This window comes from Pseudoalteromonas sp. T1lg75 (genome assembly GCF_002964705.1).
Classification (GTDB): domain Bacteria; phylum Pseudomonadota; class Gammaproteobacteria; order Enterobacterales; family Alteromonadaceae; genus Pseudoalteromonas.
In genome coordinates, this window is the sequence record NZ_PQCD01000033.1 from 214,591 (window position 1) to 233,668 (window position 19,078).

Sequence of the window (19,078 nt, forward strand, 5' to 3'; positions counted from 1 at the left end):
TCTGTTTATCTGCGCAAGAAACGAAGATAAACAGACCCTAGGTTTTACTTAAAACTTACTGGGTGCCGGCGGCACGCTCAGTGGTTGTTTTGGCTTGGCCTCAAGCTCCTTAAGTAGCTCTTCAACGGCGCGCTCGATGGATGGATCCTTACCCTGATAAATAAGCTCAGGACGATCAATTACCTCGATATCCGGCGTTACGCCTTCATTCTCGATGATCCAATTTCCCTCGTTATCCAGGATGCGGAAGGTCGCCGCAATCACCTGACCGCCATCGACCAGGTTCGGGTTGCCGGAAATACCGATTAAGCCACCCCAGGTACGAGTACCAATCAGCTTACCTAAACCCGCCTGACGGAAATAGTAAGGCAGGGCATCACCGCCGGAGCTGGAATAGCCATTGATCAGCATGGCCTTGGGACCATCGTGGGCAAACTGCGGAGTTTTCGTCGGCTCAACACCACGGCGCTTCCAGTAGTTTAGCGGCTTACGTGCCAGCCAGGTGATCATGTGCTCGGGAATAAAGCCACCGCCATTGTAGCGGTCGTCGATGATCATGGCGTCCTTGGTGGTTTGCGGCATAAAGTTTTTGAACATGGCACGGTTGCCTTCGTAATGGGTGTTGGGCAAGTGCACATAGCCAATCCGGCCATTGGAAAGCTTGGCCACATAGTCGGCGCGCTCATTCACCCATTGCAGATAACGCAGGCCTTGCTCGCTGGCCACCGGCTTGACGCTGACCTTCCAGGCACCCTTTTGGCTTGGTTTGGAGTTTATTAGCAGTTCAACCTGCTCACCCTGGGTGTTTTCCAGCAATTCATAGAAGTTACTCACCTGGGTGACCGGGCGGCCGTTAACGGAAATAATGAAGTCTCCGTCGCTGGCTTTAACGCCCGTGGTGCCTAGTGGTGAGCGGAAGTCTTCATGCCAGTTTTCGCCTTGGAAAATCTGCTCGATTTGTACATAACCCGAGTTGTGGCTCGCCAGTTTGGCGCCCAGCAGGCCGTGTTTTTTGCGCTCTGCTTTTGGCATATCACCGGATTGCACATAAATATGACCGGCATTGATCTCACCGGCGATTTCGCTCAGCACATAGTCAAGATCGGCGCGGTGCGCCACGGCATTGGCCAACGGCTGATACTTGGCCAAGATGGCATCCCAATCCTGACCATGATGGTTTTCATCGTAGAACCAATCACGCAAGGTGCGCCAGCCTTCCACATACATTTGCTGCCACTCGACTTGCGGGTCGATTTTCAACGTCATCTTGGTTAAATCCAGCTTGGATGCGTTCAAATCCTGATCCGCTTTCGGGGCAATTACGCTGTAGTCCTTACCCGCTCGTACCAAGACATGCTCACGGTTGCTGGAGAGCGTATAGCCATTCACACCCTTGGCCACGGTTTTCAATTCAGCGTCGTGTTCGGTGCCAAGTAACTGCAAGTCGCCCTTACTTAGCGTCAGGACACCGCCTTCGACGCCAGCCAGGGTATTGTAGTCTCCCGCCGGGGCGTTAAGAGCGGTCACCCGTTGCATAAAGCCACTGCTTTGCAGCTGGTTTTTCTTGCCCTGGTCATTGCTCTTTTCGTCATCATTGAGGATGGCCGCTTCATCGCTTTGCAGGGCAATTAAGGGGGTGATCTTATTGTTGACCGCGGCGGCATAAATGCGCGTGGCGCGGTTAAACATGTAGTCAAACTCATAGCTGCTAAAGGCAAGGTTGAAGTCGCGCTCAGAGGTAAAGTACAGGTATTGGCCATCCGGGGAGAAGGCGGGGCTATGCTCATTGGTCATCTCATCGGTTAAGCGCGTCACCGTTTGCTCATCGGTATTGTAGTGCCATAGTGAGGCATAACGGTTTTCATTGTTTTTCACAAAAACGATGTCTTCGCTGTTTGGCGACCAGATGTATTGCTGAATGCCTTCTTCGTCATACAGACCGGTATCTATCTTGTGTTGCTTCCCTGATTTTGCATCCAGCCACCACAGGGTGTGGTTCTTATCGGCAAACAGCAGTTTTGAGCTATCCGGCGACCACACCGGGGTGAAACGCCAAATGGTGCCGTTGTCGGTGAGTTGTTTCACCGCATTGTTGTTGGCGCGATCTTTTAGGTAAATTTCGTATTCGCCGGTCTCATCGCTCATGTAGGCGATGTAACGGCCGTTGGGCGACCAACTGGCATCAATTTCACGCCCCGATGGCGTGTAGGACAGGTTGCGTGTGGGCCCTTGTTTAACCGGCACGCTAAAGAGCTCACCACGGGCGGTGAACAGGGCGCGCTTGCCATCATGAGACAATGACATGGAGTCGATAAACTCGCTGACATTCTTGCTGTATGGCATGGCGTACTGGCGCACGCCGGCGATATTAATGGTAAGTTTGGTGCTTTGCTCGGTAATTGGGTCAAAGCGATAGAGGTAGCCGCCATTTTCATAGACCAGGGCGTTAGGGCCGGCCGAGGGCCAGAGCACGTCAAAATCCGAGTGATTGGTGAGCTTTTTCGCCTCGGCTCCCTCGCGGTATTGATACAGATTCAGGGTGTAGTCGCTGTCGGAAACAAAATAGATGTTGTCGCCCACCCAGGTCGGTTGCTGCTCGGTGGCGCGACTGCTGGTCAGTTGCTTGGAGGTGTTGTTTTCTAAGTCATACACCCACACATCCTGGGCACGACCGCCTCGCGAGCGCTTCCAGGTACGAAACTCGCGGTCGATGGGGGTGTACACATACTTACCGCCATCGGGAGACAGCATGCCGCCACCGGTTTCCGGGATAGCCAGTGGCTGCTCTAAGCCACCATCCGCTGGCACCATATAGGGACGGCCCATGCGCTTGCCCCAAGGTGTACGGTTGGCACGAAAGACCACGTTTTTGCCGTCGGGGGTCCAATCCAATACCCGGTAATCATAGCCACCGCGCGGCGGCATAGGGCCAACATCGTTATAGTAAGTCAGTTGCTTTAACCCGGAGCCATCGCGGTTGATCACGTAAATTTGGCGGCTGCCGTTGTACTCGGCGGCAAAGGCGATGCGTTCGCCGTCCGGTGAGAATTTAGGAAAGGTCTCAAAGCCAACATGATCGGTCAGACGTTGGCTGGCGCCGGTTGCGGTGTTAGCCACATACACATCACCGGCGTAGATAAAGGTGACATGTTCGTTGTGAATATCGGGGAAGCGCAACAGGCGCGTGTCTTCGGTTTCATAGGCCGACACCCAGGGTGCCAGCGTGGTTGCCACGGCCAAAGCCAAGGTCGTTATTTTTTTCATGGTTATCCTATCCTTTTGGGGAGACTGTTACATCATAGCAAGGGAGCGGATAACTGCGACCGAGGTGCGACTAAAAGGTTGTTAAAAATTATGTAGATGGCCGTTTATGAGACCCTAAGCGTCCTTAGTCATTAAAGGTTTGCAGCTCATGATAGGGGTTGCGCAGCTTTTGCTGGTACCAGCTTGTATCTTCGATGGCGGCGAAGGCTTCTTTAATGTTGGCCACCGTAGTGGCATCCAGATCTTTGTTGGCCGCCAAGTAGCCATAGACGCTGAGCTCTTCGATGGCGCTGATAAAACGCAAATGACTGGCGGGCAGATTAAACTGCTGCGCCATGGCACCCACATAGTTAGGGTCATCGATGATTAAATCCACCTTACCCGAAAGCAACAGGCGATAGGAATGTTTGATATCTGTGGTTTGCAGCACGGTAAAGCCGCGCTTAACAAAAAACAAGGCGCTGATGTCATCGCGCTGCACCGCAATGCGATAGGCACGGGCGTCCTCGAGTTGTTTGATGTTGATGTGTTTGCTCGAAGCTAAGCTGACAAAGCCCAAGCGAAAATAGGCGACCTTGCCCAGCCAGTGGAACAGCGGCTCGCGCTCCGGTGTTTTCGCTAAACTGTAGATCAGCGTATTGGCCTGCTTTTTGGCGAGGTAAAAGGCCCGAGCCCAGGGGTAGATGTTGATGTCGGCATCCACATTCGCTTCGCTGAGCACATGACGAACGATATCCGTACTGCTGCCGCCGATATTGTCATTGATTAAAATCTGGTTCGGCGGGCTCAGTTCGGTCACCACCTGCACGGCGTCATCCGCAGCACTGTTAAAGGATAGAAGTGCGCATAGGAAAGATAACAAGGGGAGTGACGTTCGCAGCAAGGGGGTCATGCTTTTTCCTTAAGCCAATAATTCCCCTAAGCATAGATAAATGCGATCGAGAATGCACCTAATAACGCAGAAAATATTCCTTATTTGGGTACTTTAATGAATTTATACCAATTCTGTTAAGTATGTGAGCAGATATAGCGCCGGATAAATGATGTGATAACAAGGCGGAATTTTTCTTATGTAGTTACTCTACATCGAAAAATTCCAACGCCGTGAGCATGACATTTAGCCCGCTAGAATGATTAGCTATTTAAGTGAATTGGTATTAGTAGGGTGCAGAAACGATAAAAGGGCCTTGCGGCCCTTTGGTGAAGTATCGTTCAAGTTAGCTGTTACCTTAACCCCTTAAGGCAACAACCTAGGTCTAAGACCCTGTTTTGCAACTGTGGCTTCTCTTTGTTTCTAAGCAATAGAGAGGAAAAACCCAGCAATTGCGGCGCTCATGAGGTTGGCCATAGATCCTGCCAACACTGCTCTGAGCCCTAGACGTGCGATGTCCTTTCGCCGGCTTGGCGCCATACCGCCAATCCCGCCTAGTAAGATAGCTATCGATGACAGGTTAGCGAAACCACACAGTGCAAAGGTTACGATTGCTTGTGTGTGCTTACTTAACTCATCACGATAATTTACAAAGTCCAAATAAGCGACGAACTCATTTACGACTAATTTCTGGCCGATAAAGCTACCGGCTCGCATGGCTTCATCCCAAGGCACACCCAATAACCAGGCGACCGGGGCGAAGACATAACCTAAAATCTGTTGTAGCGTCAGCTCCGGGTTATCGAAGAAGCCGCCGAACCAGCCTAATACGCCGTTCAATAGGGCGATTAGCGCGACGAAAGCCAACAACATGGCGCCCACGTTCAGGGCCAGTTGCATACCGCTTGAGGCCCCAGCGGCCGCGGCATCGATTACGTTTACCGGCTGCTCATGCTCGGTATCGAGCTCGGCCAGTGTTTCCTTCGGGGTTTCCGTCTCCGGCACGATCATTTTGGCCATCAGGAAACCACCGGGTGCGGCCATAAAGCTGGCAGCAATCAGGTAGTGCAGTTCAACGCCTATCTTTACATAACCGGCCATGACCGAGCCTGCTACCGTGGCTAAGCCACCTACCATGACTGCGAATAATTCCGACTTGGTCATGGTGGTAATAAAAGGTTTTACTATCAAAGGCGCTTCGGTTTGGCCCACGAAAATATTGGCGGTGGCCGAGAGCGACTCGGGGCGCGACGTTTTCAATAGCTTTTGCAGCGCACCGCCTAAGAATTTAATCACCCAATCCATGATGCCGAGGTAATACAAGACCGCCACCAAGGATGAGAAAAACACGATAACCGGCAACACCTGAAAGGCGAATAAAAAGCCTAATGTGTCTTCCTTGGCCAGAGGACCGAATAAAAAGCTGATGCCATCGGTGGCATAGCCGATTATTTTGGCAACCCCTCTGGACATGGCTTCAAGTATGTTTTTGCCAAATTCAAAAAATAATACAAAGCCACCTATGATGACTTGCAGTAAAAATGCCACACCCACGGTGCGCACGTTAATCGCTTTGCGGTTTGTTGACGCCCCGTAGGCAATCGCCAGTAGCACCAGCATACCGATCAGGCTCATTAATGTTGTCATTGCCGATGTTCCCGTTATTCTTGTAGTAGGTGTTTGATTTTACTTTTTATTATGTCAATTGCTACGCGGTTTTTGCCACCTCGGGTAACGACCAAATCGGCGTTATGCTTGGACGGCTCGATAAACTGGTAAAACATAGGTCGCACGGTGCGCTTGTATTGTTCGACAATCGATTGGATTGTGCGGCCACGCTCTTCAATATCGCGTTGCATACGGCGCATTAGACAGATGTCCAGAGGCGTATCGATAAACACCTGGATATCAAATTCTTCTCTCAGTGCCGGATCGCTTAACAACAAAATACCCTCGACGATGAGGATCTTTGCCGGTAAAACGCGGCGTGTTTCCTTTGCGCGGGTGTGCTCGTTATAGTCATAAATGGGCACATCCACGGCGCACCCTTCGCGCAATTGGCGCAGGTGCTCGACCAACAATTCGTGCTCAAAGGCATCCGGGTGGTCATAATTGGTTTTGACGCGATGCGCCATAGGTAAATGCGATTGATCCCGGTAGTAGGCATCTTCCTCGATAATGGCGATCGCCCCAGGCTCTAGCTCATTGACCAGTTCGTTATAAATAGTTTGACTAAACAACGACTTACCCGATGCAGACGCACCGGCAATGGCGATAATGGTTTGTGTCACAAACAAAGCATCCAGACTGAAATTAGACAATTGATTACTTTAGCAAATTCGCCACTAATAATCTCAATTGATGCCATCCTTTAGCGCTTATGCGCGCCAAAAGTGACGCAAATCCTCACGTTATTCCGACAAATGTAGCCTTTGTACCGGGTTTTTATAAGGACTTATGTCCGCTTGAAAAAACATCAGTGGCGAACCCCTAGCGCCCAGATCAAACCTATAATTACTGTAGGACTTTTGTCCTGTTGGTAAATTTATCAAGTGGTTAAAGTTAGCAACATAGCGTAATAGAGCGAGGCAAGTATGGCACGAGCAGTGATCTTGATGGCCGACAGTCTGGGTATAGGCGCGGCACCGGATGCCGAGGCCTTTGGCGATCTTGGCGCCAACACCCTGGCCCACATTTTAGATGCCTACCAGCAGCACTGGGGTGAACCCCTGGCGCTGGCAAACTTGTCGCGACTGGGTTTGATCGATGCCTGTGAGGCGGCGTCTGGTCGAACCCTTAACGTTGCCAATCGCCAACAGCCAATGGCTGCGTGGGGTTATGCCAAGGAGTTATCCAGTGGCAAAGACACGCCGTCGGGGCATTGGGAAATGGCCGGTGTGCCGGTGTTGTTTGATTGGGGTTATTTCCCCTTAACCACACCTAGCTTTCCTGCCGAGTTGATCGAGGAATTGGTAGCGCGCACCGGTATTCCCGGGATCTTGGGTAATTGTCATGCTTCGGGCACGACCATTATCGCCGAGCTCGGTGAGGAGCATGTGCGCACGGGTAAGCCAATTTGTTACACCTCGGCCGATAGCGTGTTCCAAATTGCCGCCCATGAACAAAGCTTTGGCTTGGATAACTTGTATCAGGTATGTGAAGTTGCACGCTCACTGCTTGATGACTACAACATCGGCCGCGTGATTGCGCGCCCCTTTGTTGGCAATGACAAGGATGATTTTAAGCGCACCGGTAATCGCCGCGATTATTCGGTGTTACCGCCGGCCCCGACAGTGCTTGATAAGCTGGCGGCCGCCGGTGGCGAGGTGATCAGTATTGGCAAAATTGCCGATATTTATGCCCATCAGGGGATCACCCAAAAATATAAGGCGCCGGGCCTGGAAAACCTGCTGGCGAAAACCGTCGAGGTGTTTAAACAGGCGCCGGACAACAGCTTGGTATTTACCAACCTGGTGGACTTCGATGAGCTATACGGTCATCGTCGTAATGCCGTGGGTTATGGCGAAGCATTGAAAGTATTCGATGACTTTTTGCCCCATGTGCTGGCGCAGTTAAAAGAAGATGATCTGCTGATCATCACCGCCGACCATGGCTGCGACCCCACCGCCCCAGGCTCGGATCATACTCGCGAGTATGTGCCGGTAATCGCCTATCGCCCGGGCATGCAAGCCGTGGCTCTGGGTGAGCGTGAGAGTTTTGCCGATATCGGCCAGACCCTGGCGCAATGGTTTGACCTAACAACACTTGAATATGGTAACGGCTTTGTTGCGGCGCTGTCGCTCGATACGCCGGACACAGCACAGTAAGAGGACAAGATATGAGTACGCCACATATTAGCGCAGCCCAGGGCGATTTTGCCGAAACGGTATTAATGCCGGGCGATCCACTGCGTGCCCAATACATTGCCGAGCACTTTCTCGACGATGCGAAACAAGTGACTGGCGTACGCAATATGTACGGTTTTACCGGCACTTATAAAGGCAAGCCGGTGAGCATCATGGGCTCGGGTATGGGCATTCCATCCATGTCCATTTATGCCCGCGAGCTGATCGTCAGCTACGGCGTGAAAAACATTATTCGTATCGGTACCTGTGGCGGCATCGCCGCGGATACCAAAATTCGTGACGTGATTTTTGCCCAGGGTGCGAGCACCGACTCCAATGTCAACCGTGCCCGTGTACGTGGCTACGATTTTGCCGCCCTGGCCAGCTATGGCTTGCTTGAAAATGGCGTGCGTGCCGCTCGTGAATTGGGTATTGATGCCAAGGTAGGTAACGTGTTTACCACGGATACCTTCTATCAGGCCGACCCCTCGTTCTACGAAGAGCTGCATAAGCTGGGCGTGTTGGCGGTGGACATGGAAACAGCCGGTCTTTACGGCGTGGCCGCCGAATACGGCGCCAATGCCATGGCGCTGTTTACGGTGAGCGATCATGTGATCACCGGCGAAGCAACGCCAGCCGAAGAGCGTCAAAGCACCTTTAACGAGATGGTGAAAATCGCCCTCGAATCAATCTAATTTATGCACCTAGGGACTATCCCTAGGTTGCAACACCCGTGTTCCTTGGTAATACGTGAAAAACGTTAACCTCAAAGTCCCCGCTTTTTAGCGGGGCTTTTTTATGCCTGGCATTTATCACAACAAGTTGTCGCTCTCAGTCTCGCCATGTTGAATGCATGTAAAACTCCTGATAGTTTGGTTCTGTTAAGATAATTTCTCAGTAAAGCGGCGAAGTGATTTTGCCAACTTATTTGGAGGTTTGGCATCGATATCCAGCCGGTTACCACATTTGTGCCTATTCGCTGAAGAGCAATGCTTTTAAAAGGAAGTAATGTCCAATGTTAAAGAGATTGATAGATGGTTTAATTTTTGGCACAGGATTTGGTGTTGCCTTTGTTGTGGTCTGGGTTGTTGCTATCTATTTTGTAATACCGCCTATACTCGAAGGTTCTTTTCAGTCTTCTAGCTTAGACTCCAGAACATTGGAAGAAACGATTGACCAAGCCCCGCCTATTCGCGAGCCAAATAACTTCCTAGGATCGTCAGCAATCTATTCAGGTGAATTTCCAATAAGTGGCTATTCTAAGCTTTCAGCAGGCGAAGGTATTATTAATGGCACGGTTGCAGTAAACGGAAAACCTTTAGCAGGTTTGAAACTGAGATTAGCTCTTAATGGCAGCGCAAAGAGTCAATGGGCGATAACTGATATTAAAGGAGTGTACGAGGTTAGGGTGCCTTATGGTGAGTACAAAATTGATGGTTATGAATTTGATTATTCGATTGTCAATGAATTATTACCGGGGAAAATAAGTCATCCTGAAGACCGAAACTCCACTTCAAAATTTTGGGTCAGTGAAACTGAACAAGGGCGTGGATTAAATTTTAGGTTTGTTGATCCTATTATCAAACGCTTAGATAAATCGAGATTTTCAAGTTCTGATTCTGTGGTGCTAAAGTGGGAGCAATATCCAAATGCAGTTAAATATAAGATCCAGATTTTTGAAAAAGTAGATCCAGATACATGGAAAAGTAAGTCAATTTTCGATTGGCCAGCAAGGCCCTCTACAGAGGATACTTTCCTTGATTTGAGTAAATATGATGTCACTTTAAAGCCAGGTCATTACTATGGGTTTGAAGTACAGGCCGAGAACGCAGAAGGGAATTTGATTTCGGAGACTCATAGGAAGCATCAGGATTACGATTTTGAGATAGAGCAGTAGAGCAAGAGCGTATTGGCGCTGGCAAACGAAAACGTTAATCTCAAAGTCCCCGCTTTTTAGCGGGGCTTTTTTATGCCTGGTATTTATCACAACAAGTTGTCGCTCTCAGTTTCGCCATATTGAATGCATGTAAAACTCCTGATAAGAGTTAATTGCTCTTGGTTCGCTGTGCTCGGCCCTTTCTGACCCCAAAAACAGCGCCAAACTGGTCGTATCACCACACCAAATTAATCCTAACCATTTCAAATAACTAGATAATTCCATTTTCAGACTTTAGTCGTAGTTGATTTTTCTTTCATTTCGTATTTTTGTTGATAGGATGTTTCCTAAAGGTTAATTCGCAGGCTTGAATTAGCCTTCATAAAAGTGATTTTAATAAATCGATAATACGTGCTTTAACTTACTCTTCTTTGTCTCCACCTTTGGGTGTGTCGATTGATAAAGAAGAGTAGGCAGGATAATCAACGGGACACACATGACAACACATCGTTTAAATATGCTGGCAGTAGCCGTCGGCTTGGCCGTATCCACGGTCTCAGTGCAAGCCGAAGAAACACAACAGGTCAAAGCAGATGAAAAAATTGAGGTAATTTCGGTACTGGGGTCGCGCATGGCTAATCGCACGGCCACGGAATCTACTTCTCCTGTTGATTTGATCGACTCAGATGACCTGAATAAGGGTGGCTATACCGAGCTGGGTCAAAGCTTACAGGCCACCGCGCCGTCGTTTAACTTTTCTCGTACTCAGGTATCGGACGGCTCCGACCTGTTCCGCCCCGCGACCCTGCGTGGCTTACAGCCAGACCAAACTCTGGTGCTGATCAATGGTAAACGTCGTCATAACCAGTCTATCTTCGGCCTTAATGGTACGGTAGGCGCCGGTGCCGCGGGTACCGATATGAACGCCATCCCCATGACCGCGTTAAAAGGCGTTGAAGTCTTGCGTGACGGTGCCGCAGCGCAATATGGCTCCGATGCCATCGCCGGCGTTATCAACCTTTCTTTAAATAACTCAACGGGTGTTACTACCGGTTACGTGCAAGCGGGCAGCACGGGTGAAGGGGATGGCGACACCATTTCTATCGGCCTAAACCGCGGTTTTGATATCGGCGATGAAGGCGGTTTTATCAACTTCTCTGTTGAATACCGTGATGCCGACGGCACCAACCGTGCTCAGCGCGACATTGGTGGCTCGGTAGATGTGCCTGCGGGTACCCTGTCCGACGAAGTGCGCTGGGGACAAGGTAATGCCGACAGCGAATTTACCTCACTGTTTTACAATATGGCCCTGCCTATGGGCGATAATGAACTGTACTCCTTTGGTGGCTATTCAAACCGTACTGCGTTAGGTAATGGCTTCTATCGTAACTTCGACCAGGCCTCTAAGAACGTGGTCCAGGTATATGGCGACGGCTTCCTGCCACGCATCGATAACGAGGCGGAAGATATCTCCTTTGCCTTGGGTCTACGCGGTGAGATAAACCCAGACTGGAACTATGATGTTTCAGCGGTTTATGGCGAAAACACCTATGACTTTAATTCGAAAAACACCATCAATGCGTCTTACGCGGCTGAGTATGTGTTCAACAATCCAGATGCCACGGACGAAGAGATCATTGCCAATGCCGGCCCCCGTGGCGGTTATTCTGGCGGCTTCCGCTTCGACCAAACAACGGTGAATGCGGATGTAACGGGTATTATCGATATCGGTCGTACCGACCCTGTTTATCTGTCAATTGGTGCTGAGTACCGTAAAGAAAACTATGAAATCGTCCCAGGTGAAGAAGCATCTTACGCCTGTGGCCTAGCAAATATGGATACCTCTTACCCTTCGGTAAATGATCCTGACCAATTTGCAGAATGTGGTTTCCAGGCTTACAACGGCTTACGTCCTGAAGCATCGAACGACGAAAGTCGTCACAGCTATGCCTTATATGCCGATGCCGAAACATTAATCACCGACGCTTGGCAGGTAAGTGCGGCGCTGCGCTATGAAGACTTCTCAGATGCCGGTGACGACATCATAGGTAAATTAGCGACTCGCTATGAAGTGAACGATGATTTCGCCATTCGTGGTGCTATTTCATCTGGCTTTAGAGCGCCATCATTACAACAAAGCGCTTACACCGCCTACACCACTAACCTGGGTGCCGGTGGCGTGTTATTGCAGTCGTTTACCGCAACGGCCGGCTCGGATTTCCCATCTGCCCTGGGTGTAGATAACCTGGAGCTAGAGACCTCTGAAAACTTAAGCTTTGGTTTTGTTTACGATGTCAGCAGCGAGCTATCACTCACCGTTGATTTCTATCACGTAGAGATCAAAGACCGCATCACCCTAGGCAGCTTGATGTCAGCAGAAGATGTAGCCTTTAGCCCAGAAGCGGTAGCCGCGCTTAATGCCACCGGTGCAGAGCAGGCGAACTACTTCTCAAACTCGGTTGACTCAACCACGAAAGGGGTGGATATCATCGCTTCTTATCGCACCGATTTATACGATGGTGACTTCTCAGCGACCTTCGCGGGTAACTTGAACGACACCGAAATCGACGATGTAAACGCGCCTGAAGGCATTCCAGATAATATCGCTTTGGATGATTTACAACGTAGCTTCTTAACCGATGGTCAGCCGGGTGAGCGTGCTACCCTGACATTCGAATATGAGCGTGGCGATTACAACAGCATGTTGCGCTTTAACTATTTCGGTGAGACCGACGTTAAATACTTCGGTAATGACCATATCGGCCTACCGGATGAGTTATCGCCTACCGGGTCATTTAAAGACACCAGCACCGTTGAATCGGCCGTGCTTGTGGACGTAAATGTGGGTTATCAGCTTTCCGAGGAGATCATGCTGTCTGTGGGTATCGACAACCTGTTTGATGAAACCCCTGATGAGCTTGGTCAAGACGAAGCGCTTGACTTTATTTCAAATCAGGCATTTAAATACCCGCTTCGCGCAGTGCCGTATGGCTTTGATGGTATGACCTATTATGCGAAAGTAAGCTTTAGCTTCTAAACGCAATCGAATAAAAAAGCACGCGAAAGCGTGCTTTTTTTATGTCTATCACTTCTGAACGGCGCTGAACGCCTAGTGCTTATCACCTATTGCGTAGCAACTAGTTGCTGCACTTTTTACCGCGGCAGGGTTTATCACCGCCGCTGCCACCACCACCACTTTCGGTGACCTCCACACTTACCCAGCTCGACCAGGATGAGGCGCCGCTATTATTAAAAGCCCGAAGGCGATAGCGGAAGGTGCCGGTGCCGCTGGCATCTACTATGGCGGTCTGATCGGCGCTAATTGGGCCAATGGATGTGCTGGACTGCCACACCCCCGCCAGTTTTTTATGGGCCTTTTCTCGCTGTAATTCGTAGCCACTCTCGCCGCTCACATCATTCCAGCTAAGTTGTGCGGTGCCATTAGCGCCGTCAGCAACGATAAAATTACCGGGAGTAAGGGGCGGTTGCGGATTGCTGCTGGCGCTTAGGGCGCCGGCGAGATTAAGGCGACCGTGCTGCGACCAGGCTTGCATATTTTGCCCCCCGGCACCACTGATGTCAGCGCCTTGCTCCAAGTGCTCACGCACGGCCTGGTTACAAGGTACGCCCGGCGCGGCTTCGCAGGTGGCAGGATCCGCCAGTCCGTCACTATAGAAATGTGCCCAAACCATTGCCGCCGCACCGGCGACATGAGGGCTGGCCATGGAGGTGCCGGAATACCAATCCAGGCAGGCATCGTTGTCGGGGTCAAAAATAGTCCCCAAAATCTCCGCATAGAAGACACAGAGCTCGTTGGGTACGGTGGAGATAATATGATCCCCCGGTGCCATCATGGATATCCAATTACCGAAATTGGAAAATGAAGCCCTGTCATCATTTCGTTCGGTGGCGCCCACGGCCAGTACGGGGTCGTAGGCCGCCGGGTAGGTGAGGGTGTTAACGCCGTCGTTACCGGCCGCAGCGATAAGCACTGTGCCTTTGCTCCAGGCATAGTCGACGGCATCGGACTCGGTCTGTGTCCAGCCGCCAAGACCGGCAGGGTCGCCATTTTCATCCACCGAGTCACTGGCATAACTCATGTTGATCACATGGTAGCCGTTGTCGGCGGCATAGGTGATCGCCGCGGCGGATGAGGAAACCGGGCACACCCCGACTATCACATAAATGCCCAAGGGCGGCATTAGATCTATGGTGTATTCAAAGCAGGTTTTCAGGTTGCCAACGGCGCTGTTCCAACCGACGCCGGCAATGCCGATATCATTGTTGGTGGCCGCGGCGGCTATGCCAGCCACATGGCTGCCGTGGGCGGCAACATCATCGAGGGTGGTGCTGTAGTCGGCAACAAAACTGACTTCTTCAATGCATTTGCCGGGGGCAATAAATTCAAGGCTGCCGCCGGGTCGTGCAGCTGTTCGGCAGTCGACGCCGGTATCGAGAATAGCAATTTTCACTTGATTGGAGCCGGTGCTGATATCCCAGCCTTCGGGCGCATCAATATCCGCGTCCACCCGACCGACAAATTCTTGTTGCCCTGTTTCTGGGTTCATCAGCAATTGCCCGGTATTATTCAGGCCCCATTGCTCGTTAAACCATTGGTTGTCGGTGCCGGTGGGCGGCGGATCTTGCCCTTCATCGGGGATCAACAAGACCCGGTAGTGATCCGGCTCGGCGTAAACGACATTGGGATTGTTGCTGAACATCTTGATACTTTTACCAACGCTGCCCACGGGCACTTCAATTACATGCACATTCAGCGGCGACAACACCCTTACTTGCGAGCCACCGGCCATGGCCGCCATCTGGCCGATCTCATTGGCCTTGGTGCCTGGTTTGAATTTCACCAGTACCGGTCAGGGGCGTAGGCGGGGATGTCATGACTGCCCGGAACCACTACGGCGCCAGGTGAGGCAAGGGCATGGGTATAAACCAGAGCAAACAGCAGCGACAGCAAAAGACGATTAAAACTTTGCACTTTCTCTCTCCTTTGAACTTTTTAAATGTTTCCTGTCGGCGCTACCGCAAGGTCACCTCCCGACCTTACGCCGCTTACTGTGCCCACGTTTGCCAAATTTGGTTGCCAAAGTTGGCTGCCAAGAACGGCTGCACAGAACTGCTTAATCTCCTAAGTCTAGAAGTCTTCTGGGGCTTAGCAATGTTCGATGGTGTGATTGGTACTTTAGGAGTAAGCCTAAAAGTAGAGACACAAAAGCCCCGCATAGCAGCGAGGCTCGATATGTTCTTTTTAAAAGTGCTAGAGGTTTTGTTGATGTACCAATTGGTTATGAATGCTGGTCACCAATTCTTGTGGTATGCACAGCTGATTTGCCAGCGTATCGAGGTATAGCCTTGATGCGGGCTGCGTTAGATCGATGGCGTCGACGCTGGCGGCGTAGACCTCAATGCCGGTTTGCGCATCCGGTATCGCGCTCACCAGCTCAGACAAGGTCAGGGGCTGGCGTAATTCGTCAAAGAGCATGGCTTTTTCCTCGACCGTGAGCGCCATATTTTCCACGCTGGCGAAGATTTTTTGTCGTTCTAATTCGTCGATATGACCATCTGCATAGGCGGCGGCGATCATCGCTCGCATTAACAATAATTGTCCCGACTCATTGTTATCATCGATCACGTCCTCAAACGCCTGCTCGGGCATACGATCTGGGGTGTAATCAAAGATGCGGCCACCGTGATTGTCTGAGTGCCCTTGGTACTCTTTGTGTACTTGATTGCTCTGCCTGGCATCGCTTTTTTGCGAGTATTGCTGATAGGCCTTCCAGGCAAGCCCTCCGACCGCGGCCAGGGCTCCGTATTTAAGCGCCTTTTTACCGACTTTCTTGCCTTTTTTTCCCGTGGCCAGGCTGGTCAATCCGCCGCCGGTCACGCCGCCTAAAAAGCCGCTGAGCGCCCCGGATTTATTCAGGCTGCCCACGAGTTTTTGTAATTCTTTCATCACTGCATCCTTTTCTCTGTGTTGGTCACACCTTATGCCAATTGTTTTGAAATGAAAACGCCGGTTTTGTTACAAAGCGCTACAGAGTCGGCGCTAAGTCTACATGGTGCCGACTAACAGCACTTTTTAAACCTGGATTTGGGACAAGTGGCTATCAATCCAGCGTTTTAGTGAAACGCCTGGCGGCAAAGAAAACGCCAAAAAGGGTAAAGGCGCCAAGCCACAGCGAGTCTTGCCATAAACTGGAGAGCTCAGCGCTGCGCAGCACTAGCCCCCTGATAATACGCATAAAATGGGTGGCGGGCAGGGCTTCGGCAATCCATTGAGCGGCGACGGGCATGCCTTCGTAGGGAAACATAAACCCCGACAGTAAAATGGAGGGCAGCAGCACGAACAGGGTCATCTGCATTGCCTGCAACTGACTGCGTGCCAGGGTCGAAATCAAAAGTCCTAACGCCAGGCTTGCGGAGATAAACAACAGTGAACCGAGCAAAATCTCATGAGGCTTGCCATGAATAGGTACATCAAACATCAGGTAGCCCAAGCCTAAGACTATCACCACCTGAATTAAACCAACGAAAATATAGGGGACAATCTTGGCTATCATCAGCTCCAAGGGGCGCACCGGCGTTGTGATTAAAAGCTCCAGATTGCCTCTTTCGCGTTCACGGACAATGGCAATGCTGGTGAACAGCACCATGGTCATACTCAAGATCACCGCAAGTAATCCGGGCACTATATTCACCGCCGTTCTGCGGCTGGGGTTGTAATAAAGTGCCACTTCGAAGGTATTGTTGGCATCGAGTAATGTCTGCCCGGCATTGGCAGATTTGGGGTCCAGGGTAAACGGCATATTCTGCAAGCCGGAGATGGCGCCGCCAATCACGCTGTCGGTGCCATCCACCAGCCAGTGGGCAAGGGCGCGTTGTTGCGCCAGGCGCTGGTTTATATCATGGGGAATGACGAGCACGGCCCGTACTTCGCCCGTCCCAATAGCAGCCTTTGCCGCTTTCGGGGTGTCAAAGGTCTTGGTGAAATTCACTATTTGGGTCGCCCGCACGGTTTCAAGCAGTAAACGGCCGGTTTGATTATGGCTTTGATCAACCAGCGCAACGGGGATATGACGCACATCGGTATTGATGGCGTAACCAAACAGCGTCAGTTGTATTAAGGGGATCATTACTATCATGGCAAAGGTGAGCCTATCCCGTGCCAGTTGCTTTACTTCTTTGAACATCACCGCACGAATGCGGGCAAAGGAAATCATTCTCTGCTATCTCCCGTAACGCTCACAAACACATCTTCCAATGTTGGGCGAGCCTGGGTGAGCTCTGCATTGTGTAGCTCTGGGTACTGGGATTTAAGCCAGTCGATTGGGTTGGGTATTTGCTCATAGACGAGGACGCGCAGGCGCACTCCTAGCTGTGCGGCGGAGCGCACCTGTTCATTGGCGATCAGTTTAGATTTTAATGAGCGCAAACCGGAGGTTTTGACCTCAACAATGTTCACCCCCATCTTCTGCATTAATTCATCCGGCGAGCCATCGGCGCGTATTGCCCCAGACTCCATAATCGCCAAGCGGTGGCATCGTTCCGCTTCGTCCATATAATGGGTGGTGACCAAGATGGTGGTGCCTTGCTCGGATAAGTCGAATAGCTTCTCCCAAAAATCCCGTCGATTTTCCGGGTCCACGGCGGAGGTGGGCTCATCGAGAAACAGTAGCTCGGGCTTATTGATGGTGGCGCAGGCCAAAGACAAACGTTGTTTTTCTCCGCCACTCATGCCGCCGACCATTTGCTTTTGTAAGGCATGCAGCCCGTAGGTGTCGATTTGCTCTAGGCAGCGAGCTTTAAGCTCTGTGCCGGCTAAACCGTAAATCTGCCCCATAAAAAACAGGTTTTCTTCCACCGTTAAATCTTCATACAAGGAGAACTTCTGGGTCATGTAGCCTATCCTTAGCCTTAATGCGTCTGCTTGGCGAGGAATGGCCAGCCCCAATACCTCAACTTGGCCGGTGGTTGGCGTAAGTAACCCGGTAAGCACCCGAATGGTGGTCGACTTGCCGCAGCCATTGGGCCCTAAAAAGCCATAGATATTGCCTTTTTCCACCTTCAGCGAAATGTTGTCCACGGCTTTTAAGGTGCCAAACTGTTTGCTGAGATTGTGCGCTTGAATCACCAGTTCGGTCATAATGAGTCCAACTTGATCTGCACTGGAATGCCCGCAGGCAGGGCCTGGGTGCTTGCAGGTAGGTCAATTTCGGTCAAATAGACCAGACGCGAGCGATCGCCTTCGCTCATGCTGCGATAGGGCGTAAAGGCGGGCTCCACAGACACCCAACGTATGATACCGGCGACCTCTTTTTCCACCCCATCGATACGCACCATGACTTCTTTACCGGCGATTATGTTCGCCTTGTAGGGCTCGGGAACATAGACTCGGGCATAGGGGGTGCTGTTAGCCTGTAAAATGGCGACCACACTGTGTTCATCCACCCGCTCACCTACATTGTAGGGGAGTGAATCCAAAATACCGTCGCGGGATGCTCTTACGGTTAGCTCTGCCAAGACGGTTTGTTCATATTCGACATCCGCTTGAGCCGCCGCTAGCGTCGCTCTGGCCAGTTGAATGTCTTCTATGCGCGCCCCGTTAAGGAGTTTATTGAGGTTTTGCTGGGCCACCTCGACCGCCGCTTTGGCCAAATCCCGGGCGGCAATGGCACTGTCTAACTCTCTTTGTGAGGCCAGGGATTTGGCCACCAACTCTTGTGTGCGACTAAGCTGCAACTCGGCTTCATGGGCGGTGGCGTTTGCCGAGGCCAAGTTCGCTTCGCCGGCGAGAATGTCTTCCGCTCTCTCGCCATTGAGTAATTTTGTCAGCTGCATTTGCGCTTGCTGCTCAACCGCCTTGGCCTTGTTTAAGGTCGCTAATTGCTTGGTGTGATTAAATTCAACGAGAATATCGCCCGCTTTTACCTGCGATCCTTCTGCAATCGGCTGTGCCACGATGATTTCATTGGATGTGGCCAACAGCGTGATTCTGTCTCGCTCAAGAATACCGAACGCGGTATTGGAGTCGTTGTCGGTGCATGCCATTAAGCTTGTTAGCAAAACGAACCAAAGCGGGATGTATCTCAATTTCATGGAGCTCGCCCAAGGTTAGGAGCAAATTAGTAAATAACGTCCTGTTAGATATAAGTTTAATTTAAATCTGTGAAATGTTTGGTGGTAATGAAGATATTTATTAGGAAAGCC

13 protein-coding genes are annotated in these 19,078 nt (G+C 51.0%); 4 read left to right on the forward strand and 9 right to left on the reverse strand.

What is annotated here, in order from left to right:
- Positions 1–48 precede the first annotated feature (48 nt).
- From C2M36_RS07640 to udk, 4 genes are all read right to left on the reverse strand, one after another.
- Complete coding sequence (locus tag C2M36_RS07640; protein ID WP_105254393.1) at positions 49–3,264, reverse strand: S41 family peptidase; 3,216 nt, start codon at positions 3,262–3,264, stop codon at positions 49–51.
- A 124-nt stretch (positions 3,265–3,388) separates the two neighbouring features.
- Positions 3,389–4,156: a substrate-binding periplasmic protein gene (locus C2M36_RS07645; RefSeq protein ID WP_105189262.1), complete on the reverse strand. Its 768-nt coding sequence runs from the start codon at positions 4,154–4,156 to the stop codon at positions 3,389–3,391.
- Positions 4,157–4,558: 402 nt separating this feature from the next.
- A complete protein-coding gene (locus C2M36_RS07650) occupies positions 4,559–5,782 on the reverse strand; it encodes a NupC/NupG family nucleoside CNT transporter (protein WP_105254394.1) in 1,224 nt (407 codons plus the stop codon).
- 14 nt (positions 5,783–5,796) lie between these two features.
- On the reverse strand, positions 5,797–6,426 hold the full coding sequence (gene udk, locus C2M36_RS07655) for a uridine kinase (RefSeq protein WP_105254712.1): 630 nt from the start codon (positions 6,424–6,426) through the stop codon (positions 5,797–5,799).
- A 303-nt stretch (positions 6,427–6,729) separates the two neighbouring features.
- On the opposite strand from udk, the gene C2M36_RS07660 reads away from it, so the two are divergent.
- The 4 genes from C2M36_RS07660 (at position 6,730) to C2M36_RS07675 (ending at position 12,893) form a co-directional block, all read left to right on the forward strand.
- Positions 6,730–7,962, forward strand: coding sequence for a phosphopentomutase (locus C2M36_RS07660; RefSeq protein WP_105189260.1), 1,233 nt, complete (start codon positions 6,730–6,732; stop codon positions 7,960–7,962).
- An 11-nt stretch (positions 7,963–7,973) separates the two neighbouring features.
- Positions 7,974–8,675 carry a purine-nucleoside phosphorylase gene (deoD, locus tag C2M36_RS07665; RefSeq protein ID WP_105254395.1) on the forward strand — a complete coding sequence of 234 codons (702 nt, stop codon included), beginning with the start codon at positions 7,974–7,976 and terminating at the stop codon, positions 8,673–8,675.
- Between the two features lie 320 nt (positions 8,676–8,995).
- On the forward strand, positions 8,996–9,877 hold the full coding sequence (locus tag C2M36_RS07670) for a fibronectin type III domain-containing protein (RefSeq protein WP_105254396.1): 882 nt from the start codon (positions 8,996–8,998) through the stop codon (positions 9,875–9,877).
- Positions 9,878–10,352: 475 nt separating this feature from the next.
- On the forward strand, positions 10,353–12,893 hold the full coding sequence (locus C2M36_RS07675; RefSeq protein ID WP_105254397.1) for a TonB-dependent receptor plug domain-containing protein: 2,541 nt from the start codon (positions 10,353–10,355) through the stop codon (positions 12,891–12,893).
- A gap of 100 nt (positions 12,894–12,993) precedes the next feature.
- Here the strand turns inward: C2M36_RS07675 and C2M36_RS07680 are convergent, their stop codons facing one another.
- From C2M36_RS07680 to C2M36_RS07700, 5 genes are all read right to left on the reverse strand, one after another.
- Positions 12,994–14,718: a S8 family serine peptidase gene (locus tag C2M36_RS07680; protein WP_105254398.1), complete on the reverse strand. Its 1,725-nt coding sequence runs from the start codon at positions 14,716–14,718 to the stop codon at positions 12,994–12,996.
- 410 nt (positions 14,719–15,128) lie between these two features.
- Positions 15,129–15,824 (reverse strand): tellurite resistance TerB family protein, encoded by a 696-nt coding sequence (locus tag C2M36_RS07685; protein WP_105254399.1) that lies wholly within the window; start codon positions 15,822–15,824, stop codon positions 15,129–15,131.
- A gap of 154 nt (positions 15,825–15,978) precedes the next feature.
- Entirely contained in the window at positions 15,979–17,091 is a 1,113-nt protein-coding gene (locus C2M36_RS07690) for an ABC transporter permease (RefSeq protein ID WP_105254400.1), read from the reverse strand.
- Positions 17,088–18,014 carry an ABC transporter ATP-binding protein gene (locus tag C2M36_RS07695; RefSeq protein ID WP_105254401.1) on the reverse strand — a complete coding sequence of 309 codons (927 nt, stop codon included), beginning with the start codon at positions 18,012–18,014 and terminating at the stop codon, positions 17,088–17,090. Before C2M36_RS07695 ends, C2M36_RS07690 begins: the two co-directional genes overlap by 4 nt.
- Positions 18,011–18,967 carry an HlyD family secretion protein gene (locus tag C2M36_RS07700; protein WP_105254402.1) on the reverse strand — a complete coding sequence of 319 codons (957 nt, stop codon included), beginning with the start codon at positions 18,965–18,967 and terminating at the stop codon, positions 18,011–18,013. The genes C2M36_RS07695 and C2M36_RS07700 overlap by 4 nt, the downstream gene beginning before the upstream one ends.
- Between the last annotated feature and the right edge of the window lie 111 nt (positions 18,968–19,078).

Bases quoted from the DNA above. Each gene is read 5' to 3' on its own strand.
- C2M36_RS07640 (WP_105254393.1), bottom strand. From the start codon at position 3,264: ATGAAAAAAATAACGACCTTGGCTTTGGCCGTGGCAACCACGCTGGCA.
- C2M36_RS07645 (WP_105189262.1), bottom strand. From the start codon at position 4,156: ATGACCCCCTTGCTGCGAACGTCACTCCCCTTGTTATCTTTCCTATGC.
- C2M36_RS07650 (WP_105254394.1), bottom strand. From the start codon at position 5,782: ATGACAACATTAATGAGCCTGATCGGTATGCTGGTGCTACTGGCGATT.
- C2M36_RS07660 (WP_105189260.1), top strand. From the start codon at position 6,730: ATGGCACGAGCAGTGATCTTGATGGCCGACAGTCTGGGTATAGGCGCG.
- deoD (WP_105254395.1), top strand. From the start codon at position 7,974: ATGAGTACGCCACATATTAGCGCAGCCCAGGGCGATTTTGCCGAAACG.
- C2M36_RS07670 (WP_105254396.1), top strand. From the start codon at position 8,996: ATGTTAAAGAGATTGATAGATGGTTTAATTTTTGGCACAGGATTTGGT.
- C2M36_RS07675 (WP_105254397.1), top strand. From the start codon at position 10,353: ATGACAACACATCGTTTAAATATGCTGGCAGTAGCCGTCGGCTTGGCC.
- C2M36_RS07685 (WP_105254399.1), bottom strand. From the start codon at position 15,824: ATGAAAGAATTACAAAAACTCGTGGGCAGCCTGAATAAATCCGGGGCG.
- C2M36_RS07690 (WP_105254400.1), bottom strand. From the start codon at position 17,091: ATGATTTCCTTTGCCCGCATTCGTGCGGTGATGTTCAAAGAAGTAAAG.
- C2M36_RS07695 (WP_105254401.1), bottom strand. From the start codon at position 18,014: ATGACCGAACTGGTGATTCAAGCGCACAATCTCAGCAAACAGTTTGGC.
- C2M36_RS07700 (WP_105254402.1), bottom strand. From the start codon at position 18,967: ATGAAATTGAGATACATCCCGCTTTGGTTCGTTTTGCTAACAAGCTTA.